At 50.6% G+C, this 17233-nt stretch carries 13 protein-coding genes; 2 read left to right on the top strand and 11 right to left on the bottom strand.

What is annotated here, in order from left to right; translation table 11 throughout:
* Window position 1: 1 nt before the first annotated feature.
* Window positions 2-517 carry an rRNA maturation RNase YbeY gene (gene ybeY / locus CYJ98_RS00930; protein ID WP_070826620.1) on the bottom strand — a complete coding sequence of 172 codons (516 nt, stop codon included), beginning with the start codon at window positions 515-517 and terminating at the stop codon, window positions 2-4.
* 118 nt (window positions 518-635) lie between these two features.
* Here ybeY and hemC point away from each other — a divergent pair, with 118 nt between their 5' ends.
* Window positions 636-1571 carry a hydroxymethylbilane synthase gene (gene hemC, locus CYJ98_RS00935; protein WP_101755949.1) on the top strand — a complete coding sequence of 312 codons (936 nt, stop codon included), beginning with the start codon at window positions 636-638 and terminating at the stop codon, window positions 1569-1571.
* 62 nt (window positions 1572-1633) lie between these two features.
* Here hemC and yegQ read toward each other — a convergent pair whose 3' ends face one another.
* Window positions 1634-2989 carry a tRNA 5-hydroxyuridine modification protein YegQ gene (yegQ, locus tag CYJ98_RS00940; protein WP_101755928.1) on the bottom strand — a complete coding sequence of 452 codons (1356 nt, stop codon included), beginning with the start codon at window positions 2987-2989 and terminating at the stop codon, window positions 1634-1636.
* A 327-nt stretch (window positions 2990-3316) separates the two neighbouring features.
* Between yegQ and CYJ98_RS00945 the strand changes: the two genes are divergently transcribed.
* Window positions 3317-4063, top strand: a complete 747-nt coding sequence (locus tag CYJ98_RS00945) for an amino acid ABC transporter permease (protein ID WP_070459299.1) — start codon at window positions 3317-3319, stop codon at window positions 4061-4063.
* A gap of 75 nt (window positions 4064-4138) precedes the next feature.
* On the opposite strand, the gene nagZ is transcribed toward CYJ98_RS00945, so the two are convergent.
* The 9 genes from nagZ to CYJ98_RS00990 form a co-directional block, all read right to left on the bottom strand.
* Complete coding sequence (gene nagZ, locus CYJ98_RS00950; RefSeq protein WP_101755929.1) at window positions 4139-5224, bottom strand: beta-N-acetylhexosaminidase; 1086 nt, start codon at window positions 5222-5224, stop codon at window positions 4139-4141.
* A gap of 97 nt (window positions 5225-5321) precedes the next feature.
* Window positions 5322-6842, bottom strand: a complete 1521-nt coding sequence (locus CYJ98_RS00955; RefSeq protein WP_101755930.1) for a Na+/H+ antiporter NhaC family protein — start codon at window positions 6840-6842, stop codon at window positions 5322-5324.
* A gap of 132 nt (window positions 6843-6974) precedes the next feature.
* Window positions 6975-8474, bottom strand: coding sequence for a DegQ family serine endoprotease (locus CYJ98_RS00960; protein WP_101755931.1), 1500 nt, complete (start codon window positions 8472-8474; stop codon window positions 6975-6977).
* A 245-nt stretch (window positions 8475-8719) separates the two neighbouring features.
* Window positions 8720-9973, bottom strand: coding sequence for a glutamyl-tRNA reductase (gene hemA / locus CYJ98_RS00965; RefSeq protein ID WP_036493228.1), 1254 nt, complete (start codon window positions 9971-9973; stop codon window positions 8720-8722).
* 149 nt (window positions 9974-10122) lie between these two features.
* Window positions 10123-10986, bottom strand: a complete 864-nt coding sequence (gene rpoH, locus CYJ98_RS00970) for an RNA polymerase sigma factor RpoH (protein WP_101755932.1) — start codon at window positions 10984-10986, stop codon at window positions 10123-10125.
* A gap of 277 nt (window positions 10987-11263) precedes the next feature.
* The gene (gene lnt, locus CYJ98_RS00975) at window positions 11264-12811 is read right to left on the bottom strand and encodes an apolipoprotein N-acyltransferase (RefSeq protein WP_101755933.1); all 1548 of its coding nucleotides are present in this window, start codon (window positions 12809-12811) and stop codon (window positions 11264-11266) included.
* A 55-nt stretch (window positions 12812-12866) separates the two neighbouring features.
* Entirely contained in the window at window positions 12867-13733 is an 867-nt protein-coding gene (locus CYJ98_RS00980; protein ID WP_070646300.1) for a DUF808 domain-containing protein, read from the bottom strand.
* Between the two features lie 112 nt (window positions 13734-13845).
* Complete coding sequence (locus CYJ98_RS00985; RefSeq protein WP_101755934.1) at window positions 13846-15228, bottom strand: TolC family protein; 1383 nt, start codon at window positions 15226-15228, stop codon at window positions 13846-13848.
* A 63-nt stretch (window positions 15229-15291) separates the two neighbouring features.
* A complete protein-coding gene (locus CYJ98_RS00990) occupies window positions 15292-17229 on the bottom strand; it encodes a MacB family efflux pump subunit (RefSeq protein WP_101755935.1) in 1938 nt (645 codons plus the stop codon).
* Window positions 17230-17233 lie beyond the last annotated feature (4 nt).

Raw genomic sequence — 17233 nt, forward strand, 5'->3', positions numbered from 1 at the left:
TTTAATATTCGTCCTCTTGGTAGGGGTTGGGGAAGCCTGCTGCCAGCATCAGGCGGATTTCTTCGGCTTCCATTATTTCGGCTTCATCGTCTTCAATGTGGTCGTAGCCCATCAGGTGTAAAGTACCGTGTATGGTCAGGTGGGCAAAATGCTGCTCGGGTGTTTTGCCTTGTTCGGCGGCTTCTTTCAAAACCACTTGCGGGCAAATCACCAAATCGCCATACAGGCCGTCTGAAAACTGGTCGGGCAGGATTTCGCCTTCGTTGAGCGCGAAACTCAATACATTGGTGGCGTAATCTTTGCCGCGGTAGTCACGGTTGTAGGCGCGGGCTTCTTCTTCGTCCAGAAGAATCAGGCTGATGTCTGCGCGGCGGTATTCGTTTTTCAAGGCAGACCACGCCCAGCGGTAGAAGTCGTTCTCTGAAGGAAGGTTGGCGGCGGAAGAAGCGTTTTCAAAGTTCAGATGAAAACGTTGCCGCTGTAAGGATAAAAAAGGATATTGTTTGGCGCGTTTCATGTTGTCCCGAAAATTTGGTTTTTAGATGTAAATATAACATATTCCCCCTCATGCCGTCTGAAAAACCGCCCAAAATATGATAGACTTCATGCCGTTTTCCATCTTTCAGGCAACCATTATGAACCCGAAAAAACTCGTTATCGCCAGTCGCGAAAGCCTGCTTGCCATGTGGCAGGCAAAACATATCCAAGGCCGTCTGAAAGCCCTGTATCCCGATTGCGAAGTCGAGATTTTGGGCATGACCACGCGCGGCGACCAGATTTTGGACAGAACTTTGTCAAAGGTTGGCGGTAAAGGCTTGTTTGTCAAAGAGTTGGAACAGGCTTTGTATGACGGTCGGGCCGACTTGGCCGTGCACTCGATTAAAGATGTGCCGATGGATTTGCCTGAAGGTTTCGCGCTTGCGGCCATCGGCGAACGCGCCAATCCGTTTGACGCGTTTGTGTCCAACCAATACGCGCGTTTGGAAGAAATGCCCAAAGGCGCCGTCGTCGGTACATCCAGCCTGCGTCGCGAAGCCCAGTTGCGCGCGCGCTATCCACATTTGGTTATCAAACCTTTGCGCGGCAATGTGCAAACCCGTTTGTCCAAACTCGATAACGGCGAATACGACGCGATTATTTTGGCCGCCGCCGGTTTACAGCGTCTGGAATTGGACGAACGCATCCGCATGATTTTGACAGAATCCGACAGCCTGCCTGCCGCCGGACAAGGCGCATTGGGTATTGAAATTGCAGCGCATCGCGAAGATTTGTACGAAATCTTAAAGCCTTTGAGCCACGATACCACACACGCCTGCGTTACGGCCGAACGCGCTTTGGCGCGCGCTTTGGGCGGAAGCTGCCAAGTGCCGCTGGCCGCATATTGTACTGAAGAAAACGGCTTGCTGACCTTGCGCGGCTTGGTCGGCCATCCTGACGGTTCGGTTATTTTGCAGGCGGACGCGCAAGCCCCAGCCGAATACGCCGATGCCTTGGGTCGTGCAGTCGCCAAAAAACTGGCGGATGATGGTGCGGAAGAATTGATTGCCGCCGTATTGCAAGAACAGGCTTAAAACAACATAGATCATTTAAAAGGCCGTCTGAAACTTTCAGACGGCCTTTATTTTGTTGATGCTTAAGGATTCATAATCCGCGCAACCAAAGCTTTTTCTTTGCCCTGCATGTTAGGGATTTTGACCTGAATGCCGTTGCCTGGGGCAACATCGACAGGCTGGCCTTTGCGGGTCATTTGTTCCAATTTGATGGTTTGGTTGCCGCTCGGGTGGATGATTTCGAGTGAATCGCCGATGGCAAAGCGGTTTTTGACTTCGATGGTCGCCCAGCCGTTTTCATCGATTTCGGTAACGTGGCCGACATATTGGCTTTGTTTGGCGATGGAGTGGCCGGTCAGGTAGTTTTGGTAATCCTGAGTTTGGTGGCGCTCGAGGAAGCCGCTGGTGTAGCCACGGTTGGCAAGGCCTTCGAGTTCGCTCAACAAGCCGTAGTCAAACGGACGGCCTGCAACGGCATCGTCAATCGCTTTGCGGTAGGACTGGGCCACGCGTGCAACATAATAAAGTGATTTGGTGCGGCCTTCGACTTTGAGGCTGTCTACGCCGATTTTGGCCAGTTTTTCAACCACTTCAATGCCGCGAAGGTCTTTGGAGTTCATGATGTAGGTGCCGTGCTCGTCTTCCATAATCGGCATCATTTCGCCCGGGCGGTTGGACTCTTCAATCAGGAAAACTTTGTCAGCGTATGGGTGGCGTTTTTGACCATTGATGCCTTCAAAGTTTTGGTTGGCTTCTTCTTGGGCTTTTTCAAAGTTGAAACCTTGCAGAAGCTGGGCATCGCCTGCATCGCTTTCAGTGGCGTTGTGAACCTTGTAATCCCAACGGCAGGAGTTGGTGCAGGTGCCTTGGTTGGGATCGCGGTGGTTGAAGTAGCCGGAGAGCAGGCAGCGGCCGGAGTAGGCGATACACAATGCGCCGTGAATGAAGACTTCGAGTTCGATGTCGGGGCATTCTTGGCGGATTTCGGCGATTTCTTCCATGCTCAATTCGCGCGACAGAATAATGCGTTCGACACCGATGTTTTGCCAGAATTTTACGCCCCAGTAGTTGGTGGTGTTTGCTTGAACGGATAGGTGGATCGGCATTTCCGGCCATTTTTCGCGCACGGTCATGATCAAACCCGGATCCGCCATAATCAGCGCGTCAGGTTTCATGGCAATCAAGGGCTCCATATCGGAAACGAAGGTTTTGAGTTTGGAGTTGTGCGGTAGCGTATTGACGGTCAGGAAGAATTTTTTGTTGCGCTCGTGCGCTTCTTTAATGCCTTGCTCGAGAACGTCGAGTTTGGCAAATTCGTTGTTGCGGGCGCGCAGGGAGTAACGCGGGCTGCCGGCGTAAACGGCGTCTGCGCCGTAGTCGTAGGCGGCGCGCATACGTTCGAGGCCACCTGCAGGCAATAAGAGTTCGGGTGCTTTCATGTTTTATGCTTTTTAAAATGTTTTCAGACGGCCCTCAAGGAAAGAGGGAAGGCCGTCTGAAAGATGTTTGAAGAATGGGCGGATTATCCGCTGTTTTTGTGTTTCGGTCAATTTTGTGTCGGGTTTGCGCTTTGTTTTTTATACGGAAAATGTCCTGTATGGGCAAAGGAGAAAAGGGGCTGCAATTCATTGGAAATGTAAAAAAAGCAGAGTTTGGCGGAATAATTTAACAAAAAACCGTTCAAGCAATGTATTTTCTTGTAAAATATCAAGCTTAATTTTAAAAAATATTCGGATTAGTTACCGATTTTGACCGACGGAAGGTTTATGGATTTTCGTTTTGACATTATTTATGAATACCGCTGGATGTTTTTTTACGGCGTATTAGCAACGCTGGGAATTACAGTGGTTGCAACGATTGGCGGTTCGATTTTAGGTTTGCTGCTGGCATTGGCTCGTTTGGTTAATCCGGAAAAAGCCGGTGCGCCGATACGTGCCTTGGCTTGGGTGTTGCGTAAGATTTCTTTTGTGTATGTTGCGTTGTTCCGCGGTACGCCATTGCTTGCTCAAGTTATTATTTGGGCTTTTGTTATTTTCCCATTTTTTGTACATCCTACCGATGGTGCATTAATCAGCGGAGAATCTGCAATTAATTTTCGTCGCTCTTATGGTCCATTGATCGCAGGTGTAATGGCTTTGATTGCCAACTCGGGTGCATATGTTTGTGAGATTTTCCGTGCCGGTATCCAGTCGATTGATAAAGGCCAAATGGAAGCTGCGCGTTCTTTGGGTCTGACCTATACCCAGGCGATGCGTTATGTGATTTTGCCTCAGGCTCTTCGCCGTATGTTGCCGCCACTTGCAGGTGAATTTATCACACTTTTGAAAGATAGTTCTTTGCTGTCTGTTATTGCAGTTCCTGAACTTATGTCTGTTCAAAAAGCAATCACAGGTCAGTATTCGATATTCCAAGAGCCACTTTATACGGTTGCATTGATTTATCTTGTATTGACAAGTGTATTAGGATGGGTATTCTTACGTTTGGAACGTCGCTATAACGTAAAACTTCATTAATTAGGAAGACAAAAAAGGAAGACTTTTTCAAGTCTTCCTTTTTTATTTGCCGTCAATGTTTCAGACAGCCTTGAATCAGAATGCTTCGCCGACTTTGACACCGCCTGCGATGTCTTTTGGTGTTGCCAGTTTGGCAGTTGCTTGTTGGGCGGCTTGGAATGCTTCGGTTGCCATGATATCGGCAGCTTCTTGTACGGTCAATGTGTTGGCCATGTATTGCCAACGTGCTGCCAAGTCGGCGTTTGCCGGTGCGTGGAAACCGTCTCGCAATTCATCTACCAAATCAGGGCGGTTGCACACCAGTACAATATCGCAGCCTGCTTCAAAAGAAAGGCGGGCGCGTTCTTTAATACTGCCGACACCGCATGCGCCTTCCATGGTCAGGTCGTCTGAAAAGATAACGCCGTTAAATCCGATTTCTTGGCGCAGGATTTGTTTCAGCCATTTTTCGGAGAAGCCGGCAGGTTGGCTGTCGGTTTGCGGGTATACGACGTGGGCAGGCATGACTGCGGCCATGCCTGCTTGGCTCAATGCTCGGAAGGGGATAAGGTCTGCGGCTTCTAGCTCTTCGCGGCTGCGTTCGTCGCAAGGCAGGACGTGATGGCTGTCGCCTTCAACAAAGCCGTGGCCGGGGAAGTGTTTGCCGCAAGATTTCATGCCGCCTTTGTTCAGGCCTTTTTGCAGGGCAAGGGCAAGCTGGGTCACGATGTTGGCATCGCGGTGGAAGCTGCGGTTGCCGATGACGGCGCATTGACCCCAGTCCAAATCCAATACAGGCGTAAAGGATAGGTCGATACCGCAGGCGGAGAGTTCGGTTGCCAAAACCCAGCCGACTTGTTCTGCTTGGGTACAGGCGGCTTCTTCGCCTTCGTTATCCCAAATTTCGCCCAATACGTTCATGGCCGGCAGGCGGGTGAAGCCGTCAATAAAACGTTGAACCCGTCCGCCTTCGTGGTCGACGGCGATGATGAGTTCAGGTGTACGGACGGCTTTGATTTCTTGAACTAAAGCTTTGAGCTGGGAGACATTTTCAAAGTTGCGGCGGAACAAAATAACGCCACCGACGGCAGGGTCGAGCAGGCGTTGTTTTTCTTCTTCGGTCAGATGATAGGCGGCGACGTCGGCCATGACTGGGCCGCGTGGAAGATGAGGCGTATTCATTGTTTTGTCCTGAATAATGTATCTATTGGATAATCGTTATGTTCAGACGGCCTGAGAGTATAGGAATATCTCAGGCCGTCTGAATATTGGTTTTGAATTAGGTAGTTGCTTTTTTCTTGTCTTTTAAGATCAAAATCAACACAACCATCACGATGCCGGTTACCACAAAACCTAAAGGCGCAGAACCGGTCATGCCCAGTGCAAGGTAGCCTGAGGCAGCAGAGGCGGCAACGGTCAGCGCGTAAGGGAATTGCGAGGTAACGTGGTCGATGTGGTTACAGTGTGCGCCGGTAGAAGAGAGGATAGTGGTGTCGGAAATTGGCGAGCAGTGGTCGCCAAATACAGCACCGGCCATTACGGCAGACATGCAAGGGATAATCAGCGAAGGTTCGACTTTGACGGCCATGGCGGCGGCAATCGGTAACATGATGCCGAATGTGCCCCAGCTTGTGCCGGTAGCGAAGGCCATCACGCCTGCGAGCATAAACAAAATCACGGGCAGGAAGCCTGCGTGGATATTGTCTGCCACCAATGTGGAGAGGTATTCGCCGGTGTGCATCTCGCTGACAACGGTGCTGATGATCCATGCCAAAATCAAGATGGTAATGGCGCCTCGCATAGAGATGATGCCCTGCCAAATGGCTTTAGGATAATCGCTGGTTTTGATGGTACCGATGGTGCAGAGGATGACGGCCAAGACGCCGCAAGTGCCGCCGAACACGAGGGAAGTGTTTACATCGGTATTTTCAAATGCGCTGAGTAAAGAGAAGGTTTCAGAAGCTTGCGCGCCAGTGTAAATCATGGCGGAAACCGTGGCGACGATCAGTACCAAAACCGGCACAATCAGTGCAAATACACGGCCGTTGGGATGGCCTGTTTCAACGGTTTCATCATGAATTTCATTTAAAGCGGCGCGTTCCAAACTGGCCATGGAGCCGATATCGAAGGAGAACCAAGCCACGACAAACACCATAATCAATGCGAAGACGGCGTAGTAATTCATCAGGCTCATGGCCACGAATGCGCCCATTGGCGTGTAGTCTGTAATGTTGTAAGTTACCAAAAGGCCGGCCAAAGTAGCGATAATCGATGCGCCCCAGCTTGATACCGGCATCAAAACGCACATCGGTGCGGCAGTGGAGTCTAGGATATAAGCCAGTTTGGCGCGGGAAACTTTGAATTTGTCGGTTACAGGGCGGGCAATCGCACCGACGGCAAGACTGTGGAAATAGTCGTCAATAAAGGTAACGAATACCAGACAGGCGGTCAGCAGCTTCGCACCGCGACGGCCTTTGATGTGCTGTTTTGCCCAATCGGCAAATGCTTGGTTACTGCCGGAATGTGTCAGCAGGGAAGTGAAAATCCCCAAAAGCACCAAAAAGAGCAGGATTTTTGGTTTGCCCAAAGACCAATCGCCATCCGACCAAGTCAGGCTGACAGCCATGTCTTTTAAGTGAATCAAGGCATCAAGTGGATTACCGCCTACCAGCAGGAATGAGCCGACGATAATGCCGACACCCAAGGACAGCAATACACGGCGCGTAGCAATGGCCAGGGCAAGCGCGATGGCTGCCGGAACAATGGATAAAATAGAATTCGAATAATTAATAAGTTGCATAATTATATTGTATATAAGCGGTGAAATATTTTCAGACGGCCTAAACTGGAAGACGGATAACAAAATACCCACCGCCTCTGACAGATGGGTATTTTATCATTTAACGCATCATCATGCCGTCTGAAAATCTTGCTATTGCAGATTGAGTGCGAGGAACAAGGTATTGCCGTCGCGTTGCACCAGAAGCGGTACGTTTTTGCCTGCGCTTTCCAAGGCGCTGCGGAAGGTGGATTCGTCATTGACGCTGATTTGGCTGACGGCAATGATTTCGTCGCCGCGTTTGAGGCCGGCACGTTCGGCCGCACCGCTAACGCGCAGAACGATCAAGCGTTGTTTGCCGTCTGCGTTTTCAACCTGCAAAGTCAGGCCTGCGTTTTCAACGGCAAAGCCGTCATGGCCGCCTTCGTGTTGCGGCTGTTCGGTTTCTTTGGCCGATGTTTCCGTTTGTTCGGCTGCGCTGCCAAGTTTGACTTTGACATCGGTTTGTTTGCCGCCGCGCCAAATGCTCAAAGTAACTTCTTTACCCGGCATCATCGAGCCGACCATGACCGGCAAATCGCTGGAAGCGCGGACTTCTTCTCCGTTTACGCTGCGGACAATATCGCCAACTTGCAAACCGGCTTGTTGCGCTGCGCTGTTCGGCATGATTTTGGCAATCAACGCGCCGCTTGCTTTGTCCAAACCGAAAGATTTGGCCAAATCGTAAGAAACTTCTTGGATAACCACGCCCAATTGGCCGCGTTGGACTTTGCCGTTGGCTTTCAATTGGTCGGCCACATTCATGGCAACATCAATCGGAATGGCAAACGAAATACCCATGAAACCGCCGCTGCGGCTGTAAATTTGCGAGTTGATGCCGACTACTTGGCCGCGGAGGTTGAATAACGGGCCGCCTGAATTGCCGGGGTTGATGGCAACGTCGGTTTGGATGAACGGCGTGTAGTTTTCATTCGGCAGGCTGCGGCCTTTGGCGGAGACGATGCCTGAAGTTACGCTGTTGTCAAAGCCGAAAGGCGCGCCGATGGCGGCTACCCATTCGCCCGGTTTCAAATCTTTCGGATTGCCGATTTTGACAACCGGCAAGTCTTCTTGCGGCTCGATTTTTAAGAGGGCAACGTCGGATTGGGCGTCTGAGCCGACCAGTTTGGCCGTGTATTCGCGTTTGTCGTTGAGCAGGACTTTGATGTTGCCCATGCCGGCAACCACGTGGGTATTGGTCAGGATATAGCCGTCTTTGCTGATGATGAAGCCGGAGCCGAAATTCAAATCATCGCTTTCGGCCTCTTCTTGAGGCATGTCGGGCATATTGGGAACGAGGCGTTTGAAGAACTCGTAAAACGGGTCGTTGTCGGGGAATTGGCTCAGATCCATGCTGTGGTCGTCATCCGGTGTTGTAGTGCGTTTTGCCGGAGTTGCTTGAATATTGACGACGGCCTGTCCTTCGTTTTGTACCAATTGGGCGAAATCGGGCAACAGCATACCGACCTTACCGTCATCGGTATTGGTTTCTATGCGTTGGACGAGTTCTTTGCTTTCTTCTTTACCGAAAAAGGTGCTGACTTTGTCGCAACCTGAAAGAAGGGATGCTGAGAGGACAGCAAGGGCCAGATATGTGTTTGTTTTAATATTCACGAAAGTTCCTTTTGCCGGTGCCTATCGTATTGTCGGCATGCGTTTGAGCCGGCAGGCAGTTTTATTGTTTGAATGCTGTTTAAATGTATAAGGTAGGATTTTTACACTTTAACGGTTTTTTTTCAAGCATTTCATTTTAAATGAAAAAATGATAATTGGGATTTTATTGTTTGAAGGCCGTCTGAAAGCTTTGGAATATGACCTGTCGGTCGGTTCGCTTCTTTCAGACGGCCTTTAAATTGTGGTCAGTCATGTTGATCCAAATGGTAGATCTGCGCTACGGCATCGATTAATTCGCTGTTGTCCGAGCCCGCTTTATTGAGCGTGCGTGTCGGAGAGTGGAGCAGTTTGTTGGTCAACTGAATGGAGAGGCGTTCGAGGACATCTTCGGCGGACACTCCTTTTGCCAGTTGTTTCATGGCATTTTCCAGCACTTGGCGGCGTGCGCGTTCGCCTTCGTCGCGTAAGGCACGGATAAGCGGAACGCTTTGGCGGTTTTTCTGCTGGCGGATAAATTCGCTGACCTTTTCTTCCACCATGCTTTCAGCCGCCGCCGCTGCCTTTTTGCGCGCGTCTTTACCGCTTTGGACAATATCCATCATGTCGTCCACGGTATAGAGATATGCGTCTTCCAATTCGCCGACTTCGGCTTCAATGTCGCGCGGAACGGCCAAATCCAGCAGGAAAACAGGCATGTTGTGGCGCTTTTTCAATGCGCGTTCGACCATGCCTTTGCCGACGAGGGGCAGTTGGCTGGCGGTGGAAGAAACAACCACGTCGTAATCATGAAGAATATCGGGCAATTCATTCAGCAGGCAGGCTTCGGCGTTGACGCTGAGTTTGTCGCACAATTCCTGCGCACGCTGGTGTGTACGGTTGGCAACGGTGATGAGCTTGGGATTTTTGGCGGCAAAATAAGTGGCCACCAGCTCGATCATTTCGCCTGCGCCGATAAAGAGGACGTTAAGGTCGGAAATGGAAGGGAAGATTTGTTCTGCCATTTTGACCGATGCGGAAGCCATGGAGACGGAGTTTTCGCCGACAGCGGTATCGGTGCGCACTTCTTTGGCAACGGCAAAGGTTTTTTGAAACAGGGCGTTTAAGTGGGTATTGATGCTTTCTTGTTCTTGCGCAACGCGGACGGCATCTTTGATTTGACCGAGAATTTGCGGTTCGCCCAAGACCATGGAATCCAAGCCGCAGGCGACGCGGAAGGCGTGGCGGACGGTTTCGTTGTTATCTAGGGTATAGAGGTAGGGGCGGATTTCTTCGACAGGCAGATTGTGATATTTTGCCAACCAGTTGATGATTTTTTCGGATTCGCCGACGCAATAAAGCTCGGTACGGTTGCAGGTAGAAAGAATGACTGCTTCTTCCGCCGCCTCGCTGCGCGCGAGGTTGGATACGGCATCCGGCAAATTTGCAGCAGCAAATGCCAGTTTTTCGCGTATGCTCAAGGGCGCGGTTTGGTGGTTGAGTCCGACGACGGTAAGTTGCATGGTTATGGTATGACCGGGTAGTGTGTGTGGTGGCTATTATAGCTTAAGTGGGCTTTAAAATGAATGTGTTGGGGGGATAAGATACGATGAGGTTTGCCATCGAAAAGGCCGTCTGAAAAGATTCAGACGGCCTTTTTATCAAGAAAGGCTTAAACGGCTTCTGCTTCTTCTGCCAAGAAACCGCGCAGTTTTTGCATGGCTTTGGCTTCGATTTGGCGGATGCGTTCGGCAGATACGCCGTATTCGGCAGCCAATTCGTGCAGGGTCAAACCGCCATCGTCTTGCAACCAGCGGCTTTCAACGATACGGCGGCTGCGGTCGTCCAGTTGCGCCAAGGCGTTTTGCAGACCTTCGGTTTGCAGGGCGTAGTGGGCTTGTTTGGACAACTGACGGCTAGGCTCTGCATCGTGGTCGGCCAACCAGTCGATAGGGGCGAAGTTGTCCTCGTCATCGTTGTTTTCTGCCATGATGCCGATGTCGTGGCCGGTCATGCGTTGTTCCATTTCCAAGACTTCGGACAATTTGACGCCCAAATCGTCGGCGATTTCTTGCGCTTCTTTTGGAGACAAGGCATTCAGGTTTTTACGCATGCTGCGCAGGTTGAAGAACAGTTTGCGCTGCGATTTGGTTGTGGCAACGCGGACCAAACGCCAGTTGCGCAAAATGAATTCGTGGATTTCGGCTTTAATCCAATGCACGGCAAACGAAAACAGGCGCGCGCCGCGACTTGGTTCGTAGCGTTTGACGGCTTTCATCAGGCCGATATTGCCTTCTTGAATCAGGTCGGCTTGGTTGAGGCCGTAGCCGTCGTAACCGCGTGCAATGGATACGACGACGCGAAGATGGGACAGAATAAGCTGTTTGGCGGCGTTGAGGTCGCCTTTTTGTTGACGTTCGGCCAGTTGCGTTTCTTCTTCGGCAGTCAGCATGGGAATGCTGTTGACTGTATGAATGTATTGCTCGAGGCTACCGTTGCCGCTGTGGATAACGGGTAATGCAAAAGCTTTATTCATAAAGGATGCTCTCCTTGATTGAGCCGTCTGAAGACGGCTTTTTGTTTATTGTGTGACAAGCAGTATAACACTGCCTGTGGTTTGTTTTGTTATGGGTTGGATTTTTTCTGTAAATTAACGATAGATTCAATAGTTTTTACTGCTTAAATCGCAAGGGTTGATTGTCTTAGAAAATTTGAGTGATTTGCTAGGTTTTGGCTAAGTATATTACAAACATTTCTGTATGTAAATAGTTTTAGCAATAAAAAAGACCTTGTATAACAAGGCCTTAAAAATTTTATTCTGGTTTCTTCCGGCCAATCAGGATAAGGAATACGCTGATGGTGGCCAAAATACTGATAAGCCAGGTTGAGCCGCCTGCTTTCATGTAAGGCGTTTCGCCGATGTAGCCTTTGACGTGGCCTTCGAGGACGGTTTCTGTATCCGGCTGGGCTTCGGCAACAATCGTGCCTTTAGGGGAAATAATGGCGGTTGCGCCGGTATTGGTGGCGCGAACCATGTAGCGGCCCAGCTCCATTGCGCGTGCTTGGGACTGTTGAAGCTGCTGGTACATGGCATTGGATTTGCCGTACCACGCCATATTGCTGATGTTGGCAAGCAGGGTGGAGCGTTTGGCTGTTGCGATGAGTTCGTCGCCGAAACCGTCTTCATAGCAGATATTGAAGGCGACTTTTTGATCTTTCATTGTCAAAGGCGCTTGGTTGTCGCCGCCTTTTTGGAAGTCAGCCAAAGGCATATCCATCATTTTATAGAGGCGCTCGGTAATGATGGGCAATGGCTTGTATTCACCAAATGGAACGAGGTGGTTCTTGGCGTAGTAGGGGATGGTGTCGGAAGTGCTGTTGTGATAGTCGCTCAAATTGATGACGGCATTTTCGTAGCCGTTGCCGTCGGGCGTATATTGGCTGATGCCGATGGCCAATGCGCTGCCGTTGCTTTGTGCCTGTTCGGCGAATTGTTCCAAGATGCCTTCGGGCAGGTCCTGGCGCATCAGCGGCAGGGCGGTTTCAGGCAGGATGACGATGTCGGCACTGGTTTTGCTGATTTGTTCGTAGTATTTCTGAATGGTCGGAATGATTTGCTCTTCTTTCCATTTCAGATTTTGTTCGATATTGCCTTGAATCAGGGCGACGGTGCTGGTGCTGCCGTCGGGGCGGGTGTATTCGGTTTGTTGGGAAATGTAGCCGACGGAGCAGAGCGCAACGATAAGGAATAAGGCCAGAAGGCGGTGTTTCAGACGGCCGTGGTTGTCAATCAGCAACACCAGCCATGCGCTGAGGAAAGCGGTTGCCAGCGTAACCATATGAATGCCGCCCAACGGCGCGAAGCCTGCCAACGGGCTGTCTTTGATGATTTGGGAATAACCGATGGCGCCCCAGCCGAATCCGGTCAGGAAGCGTTCGCGGGCAAATTCTGCCAGCGTCCACAAAATCGGCAGCAGGAGGCCGGTTTTGGCCCAGCGAGCCAGGTTGCATTTTCTCCACACCCAAAAACAGATGGCCGGATAAAGCGCAAGAAATGCCGGCAGCAGGAAGGTGAGGGGGATGGCGTATGAATCCGGCAGCCCCGAAACATCATGCAAGGCAGTGTGTATCCAATAAAACTGCGCTGTATAACCGATTAATCCGAACAGATAGGCAGTCATGACGGCAAAGCGCGGCCGCAATTCAATCAGGCGTATCAGTGCGCCAAACAACAGCGGCATCAGCCAGAAATGATAATACGGGGCGAAAGTGAACGGCGTTGCGGCGGCAATCAAGATAACCAGCGGCCAGTACAGCAGCGGGTGTTGCCAGTATTGTTCGAGTTTACGGAAAATATTCATGCTTTAAATGGTATTGAGGCCGTCTGAAAAGTTTTCAGACGGCAGGGAAACAAAATCAATCTTTTTGAAACAATTTCATTGCAGGCAGGACGATTGCGCAAGCTAAGGCACCGGCGGCTACTCCGACCACCAGATTGGCGATATGTTCCATCATGCCGCTGTCCCAATGCTGCGCGTGGAGGAAATCGTGCAAAAAGCCAAGGTTGTGGGCGATTAGTCCGCCGCCGACCAAGAACATCGCCAGCGTGCCGACAATGCTCAAGCCACGCATAAACCAAGGCATAAATGAAATCAAACCGCGTCCGATGCCTTGTACGGCGGCGCTTTTTTGGCGCATCAACATCATACCGAGGTCGTCAAGTTTGACGATGATGCCGACCAAACCATAGACCAATGCAGTCATGCCGACACCGATGGCAGCCATAACCAAAGAACGCGTCATCAGGTCATATTTTTCAACAACACCCAGCGCGATAATGATGATTTCGGCGGAGAGGATGAAATCTGTACGGACCGCGCCTTTTACTTTTGTTTTTTCGTCTGTGACTTCAGGCTCGGCATCGTGTCCGTCTTCGTGTTCATTGCGGTGCAGAAATTTGTGCAACAGTTTTTCCACGCCTTCAAAACACAAATAAACACCGCCGATCATCAGCAAGGGCGTAATCAGCGCAGGCAGGAAAGCGGAAAGCAACAGCGCAAGCGGCACCAGAATCAGCTTGTTGACCAGAGAGCCTTTTGCCACCGCCCAAATAATCGGCAATTCGCGCTCGGCGGATACGCCGGTTACCTGATTGGCGTTGAGCGCCAAATCGTCACCAACCACGCCGGCAGTTTTTTTGGCGGCGACTTTGGTCATCATCGCTACGTCGTCCAAAACGGCGGTGATGTCGTCCAAAAGCGTAAAGAGAGAGGCGAAGGCCATAATGTTGTCCGGATAAAATCAAATAAACGCGCGATTATATATGAAAATTCAGTTGCTTGAATGTTTTTCAGACGGCCTTTGACGGAAATTAACCAAAGGCCGTCTGAAAATGCTATTTCGGCGTATAACGTCCCGCCATGGCTTTATACACCATATTTTCGTATTTTAAGGCTTCATAGCGTTGGTTCAGCAGGTTTTGAGCCGAGCTGTATTCTGAATTCAAAGCCTCCAGCCAGTCTTTCAACTCGTTTTTACCGTGTTGGTAGCGTACTTGATAGTAATGGCTGTTTTTCTTGTCCAACTGATAACGTTGTTCCTGATTGGCAAGACTGGCCTGCGCGTTTTTGTAGGCAAGGTAGTTGGTGTTGACCTCGTTAAGCGCGGTGGTCAGGGCTTTTTCAAAATTCAGCTTGGCACTGTCCATCTCCGCTTGTACGGTTTTGTCTTTCCATTTCATGGTCTGCCAGTTAAGGAAAGGCAGATTGATGGTGGCCGAGCCGCCCAACATGGGGATATTGAACGTACTTTTCGCTTTATCGGAAGACGTACTCAAACTTGCGCCCAAAGTAATCGACGGATACCAACTGCGTTTTTGCGCGTTGACCGATTGTTGCGACGCTTGCAGGCGGTATTCGGCGGCGCGCAGATCGGGGCGGTTGGCCAAAACGGTAATCGGTACGTCCAAGTTCACACCTTTGACCGGCAGTAGGCGGAATTGTGCCGGATCGGCGGCCATGTTTTCAGACGGCCTTAAATTCAACAAATTACGCAAAACCTGTTTTTGCGTATCCAAATTGTTTTGCAAAGACAACAGGCTGTTTTCCGCGCTCAGCAATGACTGTTTGGCTTGGGTCGGCTGGCTTGAGTCGGCACGACCGTAGCGGAACTTGGCATTCGCAATGCGGTTGATTTCCTGATATTGCTTCAGCGATTTTTGCGCCAACTCAATGGCTTCGTTCAGGTAGGCGATATTGAAATAGGCATCGGCAACATTATTAATCAAAGTCAGGCGTGTGTTGGCCATGTCCTCATGTGTGGCTTGGTATTCCCATACCTGCGCATCGGCAGTGGCGCTGAGTTTGCGCCACAAATCCAATTCGTAGCTTAAGCCAAGCTGGCTGCTGAAGGTATTGCCGTGGCTGCCGGTTTTCAGGTTTTTAGAAGCATTCGCACCCAACGAGCCGCTGAACGAAGGTACCAAATCCGCACCCAAAATATTGGCTTGGTACAAAGCCTTGTTGACGCTGATGGCCGCCTGTTTCAAATCGATATTGTTCGCCAGCGCCTGCTCCATCAGCGCATTAAGCTGCGGGCTTTGGTAGATTTCCCACCAGTTGCCGTTTACATCGTAGCGTTCGGCAGTTTCCGCTGCGCTCATGACTTGGCCGGTTGCTTCCAGTGTTAGATTCGGATTGGCTTTAGGTGCGGCGCACGCACTTAGGGCAAGGGCAACAGCCAATGATAAGGCTACTTGGGAAAAAGGTTTCGTCTTCATAAAAAATCTTTCGGGGAACAGCATTTCAGACGGCCCCAAGATAATAGGCCGTCTGAAACATAATCAATCTTGAGCTAAGGCATCAATCGGGTTGAGCTTGGAAGCCTTGTTGGCAGGCATAAAGCCGAATGCGACGCCGATGGCGGTGGAGCAGACGACTGCGCCGATGACGGAAGCCATGGAAATGCTCATCGGGAAATCGGTGACAAAATAGTTGAACACCAGGCTGATGCTTGCGGACAACAATACGCCCGACAGGCCGCCGATGATGCAGATTAAAACGGCTTCAATCAGAAACTGCTGCAAAATATTGTTGCGCCGCGCGCCGATTGCCATGCGCACGCCGATTTCTTTGGTGCGCTCGGTAACGGAAACCAACATGATGTTCATCACGCCGATGCCGCCGACCACCAAAGAGATGACTGCGATGGAAGAAATCAGCAGCGTCATGGTGCCGGTCGTGCTTTCAACCATTTCTTTGATGCTGTCGCTGTTGTTCATAAAGAAGTCTTCTGTACCGTGGCGTGCTTTCAGCAACTCGGTCAGGCTTTTTTCGGCAACTTGCGTGTTGGCATCGTCTTTGATTTTGACAACGATGGAATTGGTATGGCTTTCGCCGGTAATTTGGTGCATAACCGTTGTATAAGGCGACCAAAGCATCAGTGAGTCGGAATTGCCGAATGAGTTGTCATCCTTTTTCATAATGCCGATGACGGTTAGCGGGCGTTTTTTGAAGAGGATGGTTTTGCCTAAAGGATTGACGCCTTCGCCGAAGAGTTTGGTTTTGGTGTTTTGGTCGATAACGACGACTTGGGCATCGTTTTTTACATCGTCATCATCAAACAGACGGCCTTCTTCCAATTTCAAACCGCGCACGTCGAAATATTGTTCGCCTACGCCGTAAAGCGAGGCAGTCAGGTCGGTGTTGCGGTAGGTCAAGGTGCCGCTGGAGTTGGTTTGAGGGGTGGCGGAGGCGACGTAGCTTTGTTGGCTGATGGCTTTTGCGTCATTAATCGTCAGTGTCTTGATTCGTCCGCTGCGGCGGTCACCAAAACCACGGCCGGGGAAGATGCTGATGGTGTTTGTGCCCATCGAGTTGATGTCTTCCAAGATTTTTTGTTGCGAGCCATTACCCAAGGCCACTACCGATACCACCGAAGCGATACCGATGATAATCCCCAGCATGGTCAGCAGCGAACGCATTTTGTGCGCCATAATTGCCTGCACAGACATTTTGAATGCTTCCATAAATTGATCGTAATAAAACGACCAGGAAGCTTTTTCTTTAATCCTCTCCACTTTGCTTGGCGGAATATCCGGATTTTTAGACGTGTCTGAAATAATCTGACCGTCGCGGATTTCGATGACGCGGTTTGCGTTTGCCGCAATGCCCGGATCGTGGGTGACCATAATAACGGTATGCCCGTCTTCGTGCAGCTTGTGGATGATTTCCATCACGTTTTTACCGCTGGCGGTATCCAATGCGCCGGTCGGCTCGTCGGCAAAAATGATTTCGCCGCCGTTCATCAACGCGCGGGCAATCGAAACGCGTTGTTGCTGACCGCCGGAAAGTTCGCTGGGTTTGTTGCCTTCTTTATTTTGTAAGCCCAAATCGCCCAACAGTTTTTCCGCACGTTCCGCGCGCTCTTTGCTGTCCATGCCCATATATACGGCAGGCAGGGCGACGTTGTCTCGGGCAGTCAGCGAGCTTAACAGGTTGTAACGCTGGAAAATAAAGCCGAAACGCTCACGGCGCAAAGCCGCCAGCTCATCCGGCTGCATTTTCGATGTTTCGATGCCGTCGATTTGATAAGAGCCGGAGGTAGCGGTATCCAGACAGCCCAAGATATTCATCAGCGTCGATTTGCCTGAGCCGGACTGGCCGATAATTGCCACAAAGTCGCCTTTCTCAATAGAAAGGCTGACATCTTTCAATACGTGCACACGGTTTTCACCGCTACCGAAAAAACGGTTGATATTCTTACATTCGATTAAATTCATAATC

It is taken from the genome of Neisseria perflava, from assembly GCF_002863305.2.
Lineage (GTDB): Bacteria > Pseudomonadota > Gammaproteobacteria > Burkholderiales > Neisseriaceae > Neisseria > Neisseria perflava_A.

Bases quoted from the DNA above. Each gene is read 5' to 3' on its own strand.
- CYJ98_RS00945 (WP_070459299.1), top strand. From the start codon at position 3,317: ATGGATTTTCGTTTTGACATTATTTATGAATACCGCTGGATGTTTTTT.
- CYJ98_RS00985 (WP_101755934.1), bottom strand. From the start codon at position 15,228: ATGAAGACGAAACCTTTTTCCCAAGTAGCCTTATCATTGGCTGTTGCC.
- ybeY (WP_070826620.1), bottom strand. From the start codon at position 517: ATGAAACGCGCCAAACAATATCCTTTTTTATCCTTACAGCGGCAACGT.
- CYJ98_RS00980 (WP_070646300.1), bottom strand. From the start codon at position 13,733: ATGGCCTTCGCCTCTCTCTTTACGCTTTTGGACGACATCACCGCCGTT.
- yegQ (WP_101755928.1), bottom strand. From the start codon at position 2,989: ATGAAAGCACCCGAACTCTTATTGCCTGCAGGTGGCCTCGAACGTATG.
- CYJ98_RS00955 (WP_101755930.1), bottom strand. From the start codon at position 6,842: ATGCAACTTATTAATTATTCGAATTCTATTTTATCCATTGTTCCGGCA.
- hemA (WP_036493228.1), bottom strand. From the start codon at position 9,973: ATGCAACTTACCGTCGTCGGACTCAACCACCAAACCGCGCCCTTGAGC.
- nagZ (WP_101755929.1), bottom strand. From the start codon at position 5,224: ATGAATACGCCTCATCTTCCACGCGGCCCAGTCATGGCCGACGTCGCC.
- rpoH (WP_101755932.1), bottom strand. From the start codon at position 10,986: ATGAATAAAGCTTTTGCATTACCCGTTATCCACAGCGGCAACGGTAGC.
- CYJ98_RS00990 (WP_101755935.1), bottom strand. From the start codon at position 17,229: ATGAATTTAATCGAATGTAAGAATATCAACCGTTTTTTCGGTAGCGGT.
- lnt (WP_101755933.1), bottom strand. From the start codon at position 12,811: ATGAATATTTTCCGTAAACTCGAACAATACTGGCAACACCCGCTGCTG.
- hemC (WP_101755949.1), top strand. From the start codon at position 636: ATGAACCCGAAAAAACTCGTTATCGCCAGTCGCGAAAGCCTGCTTGCC.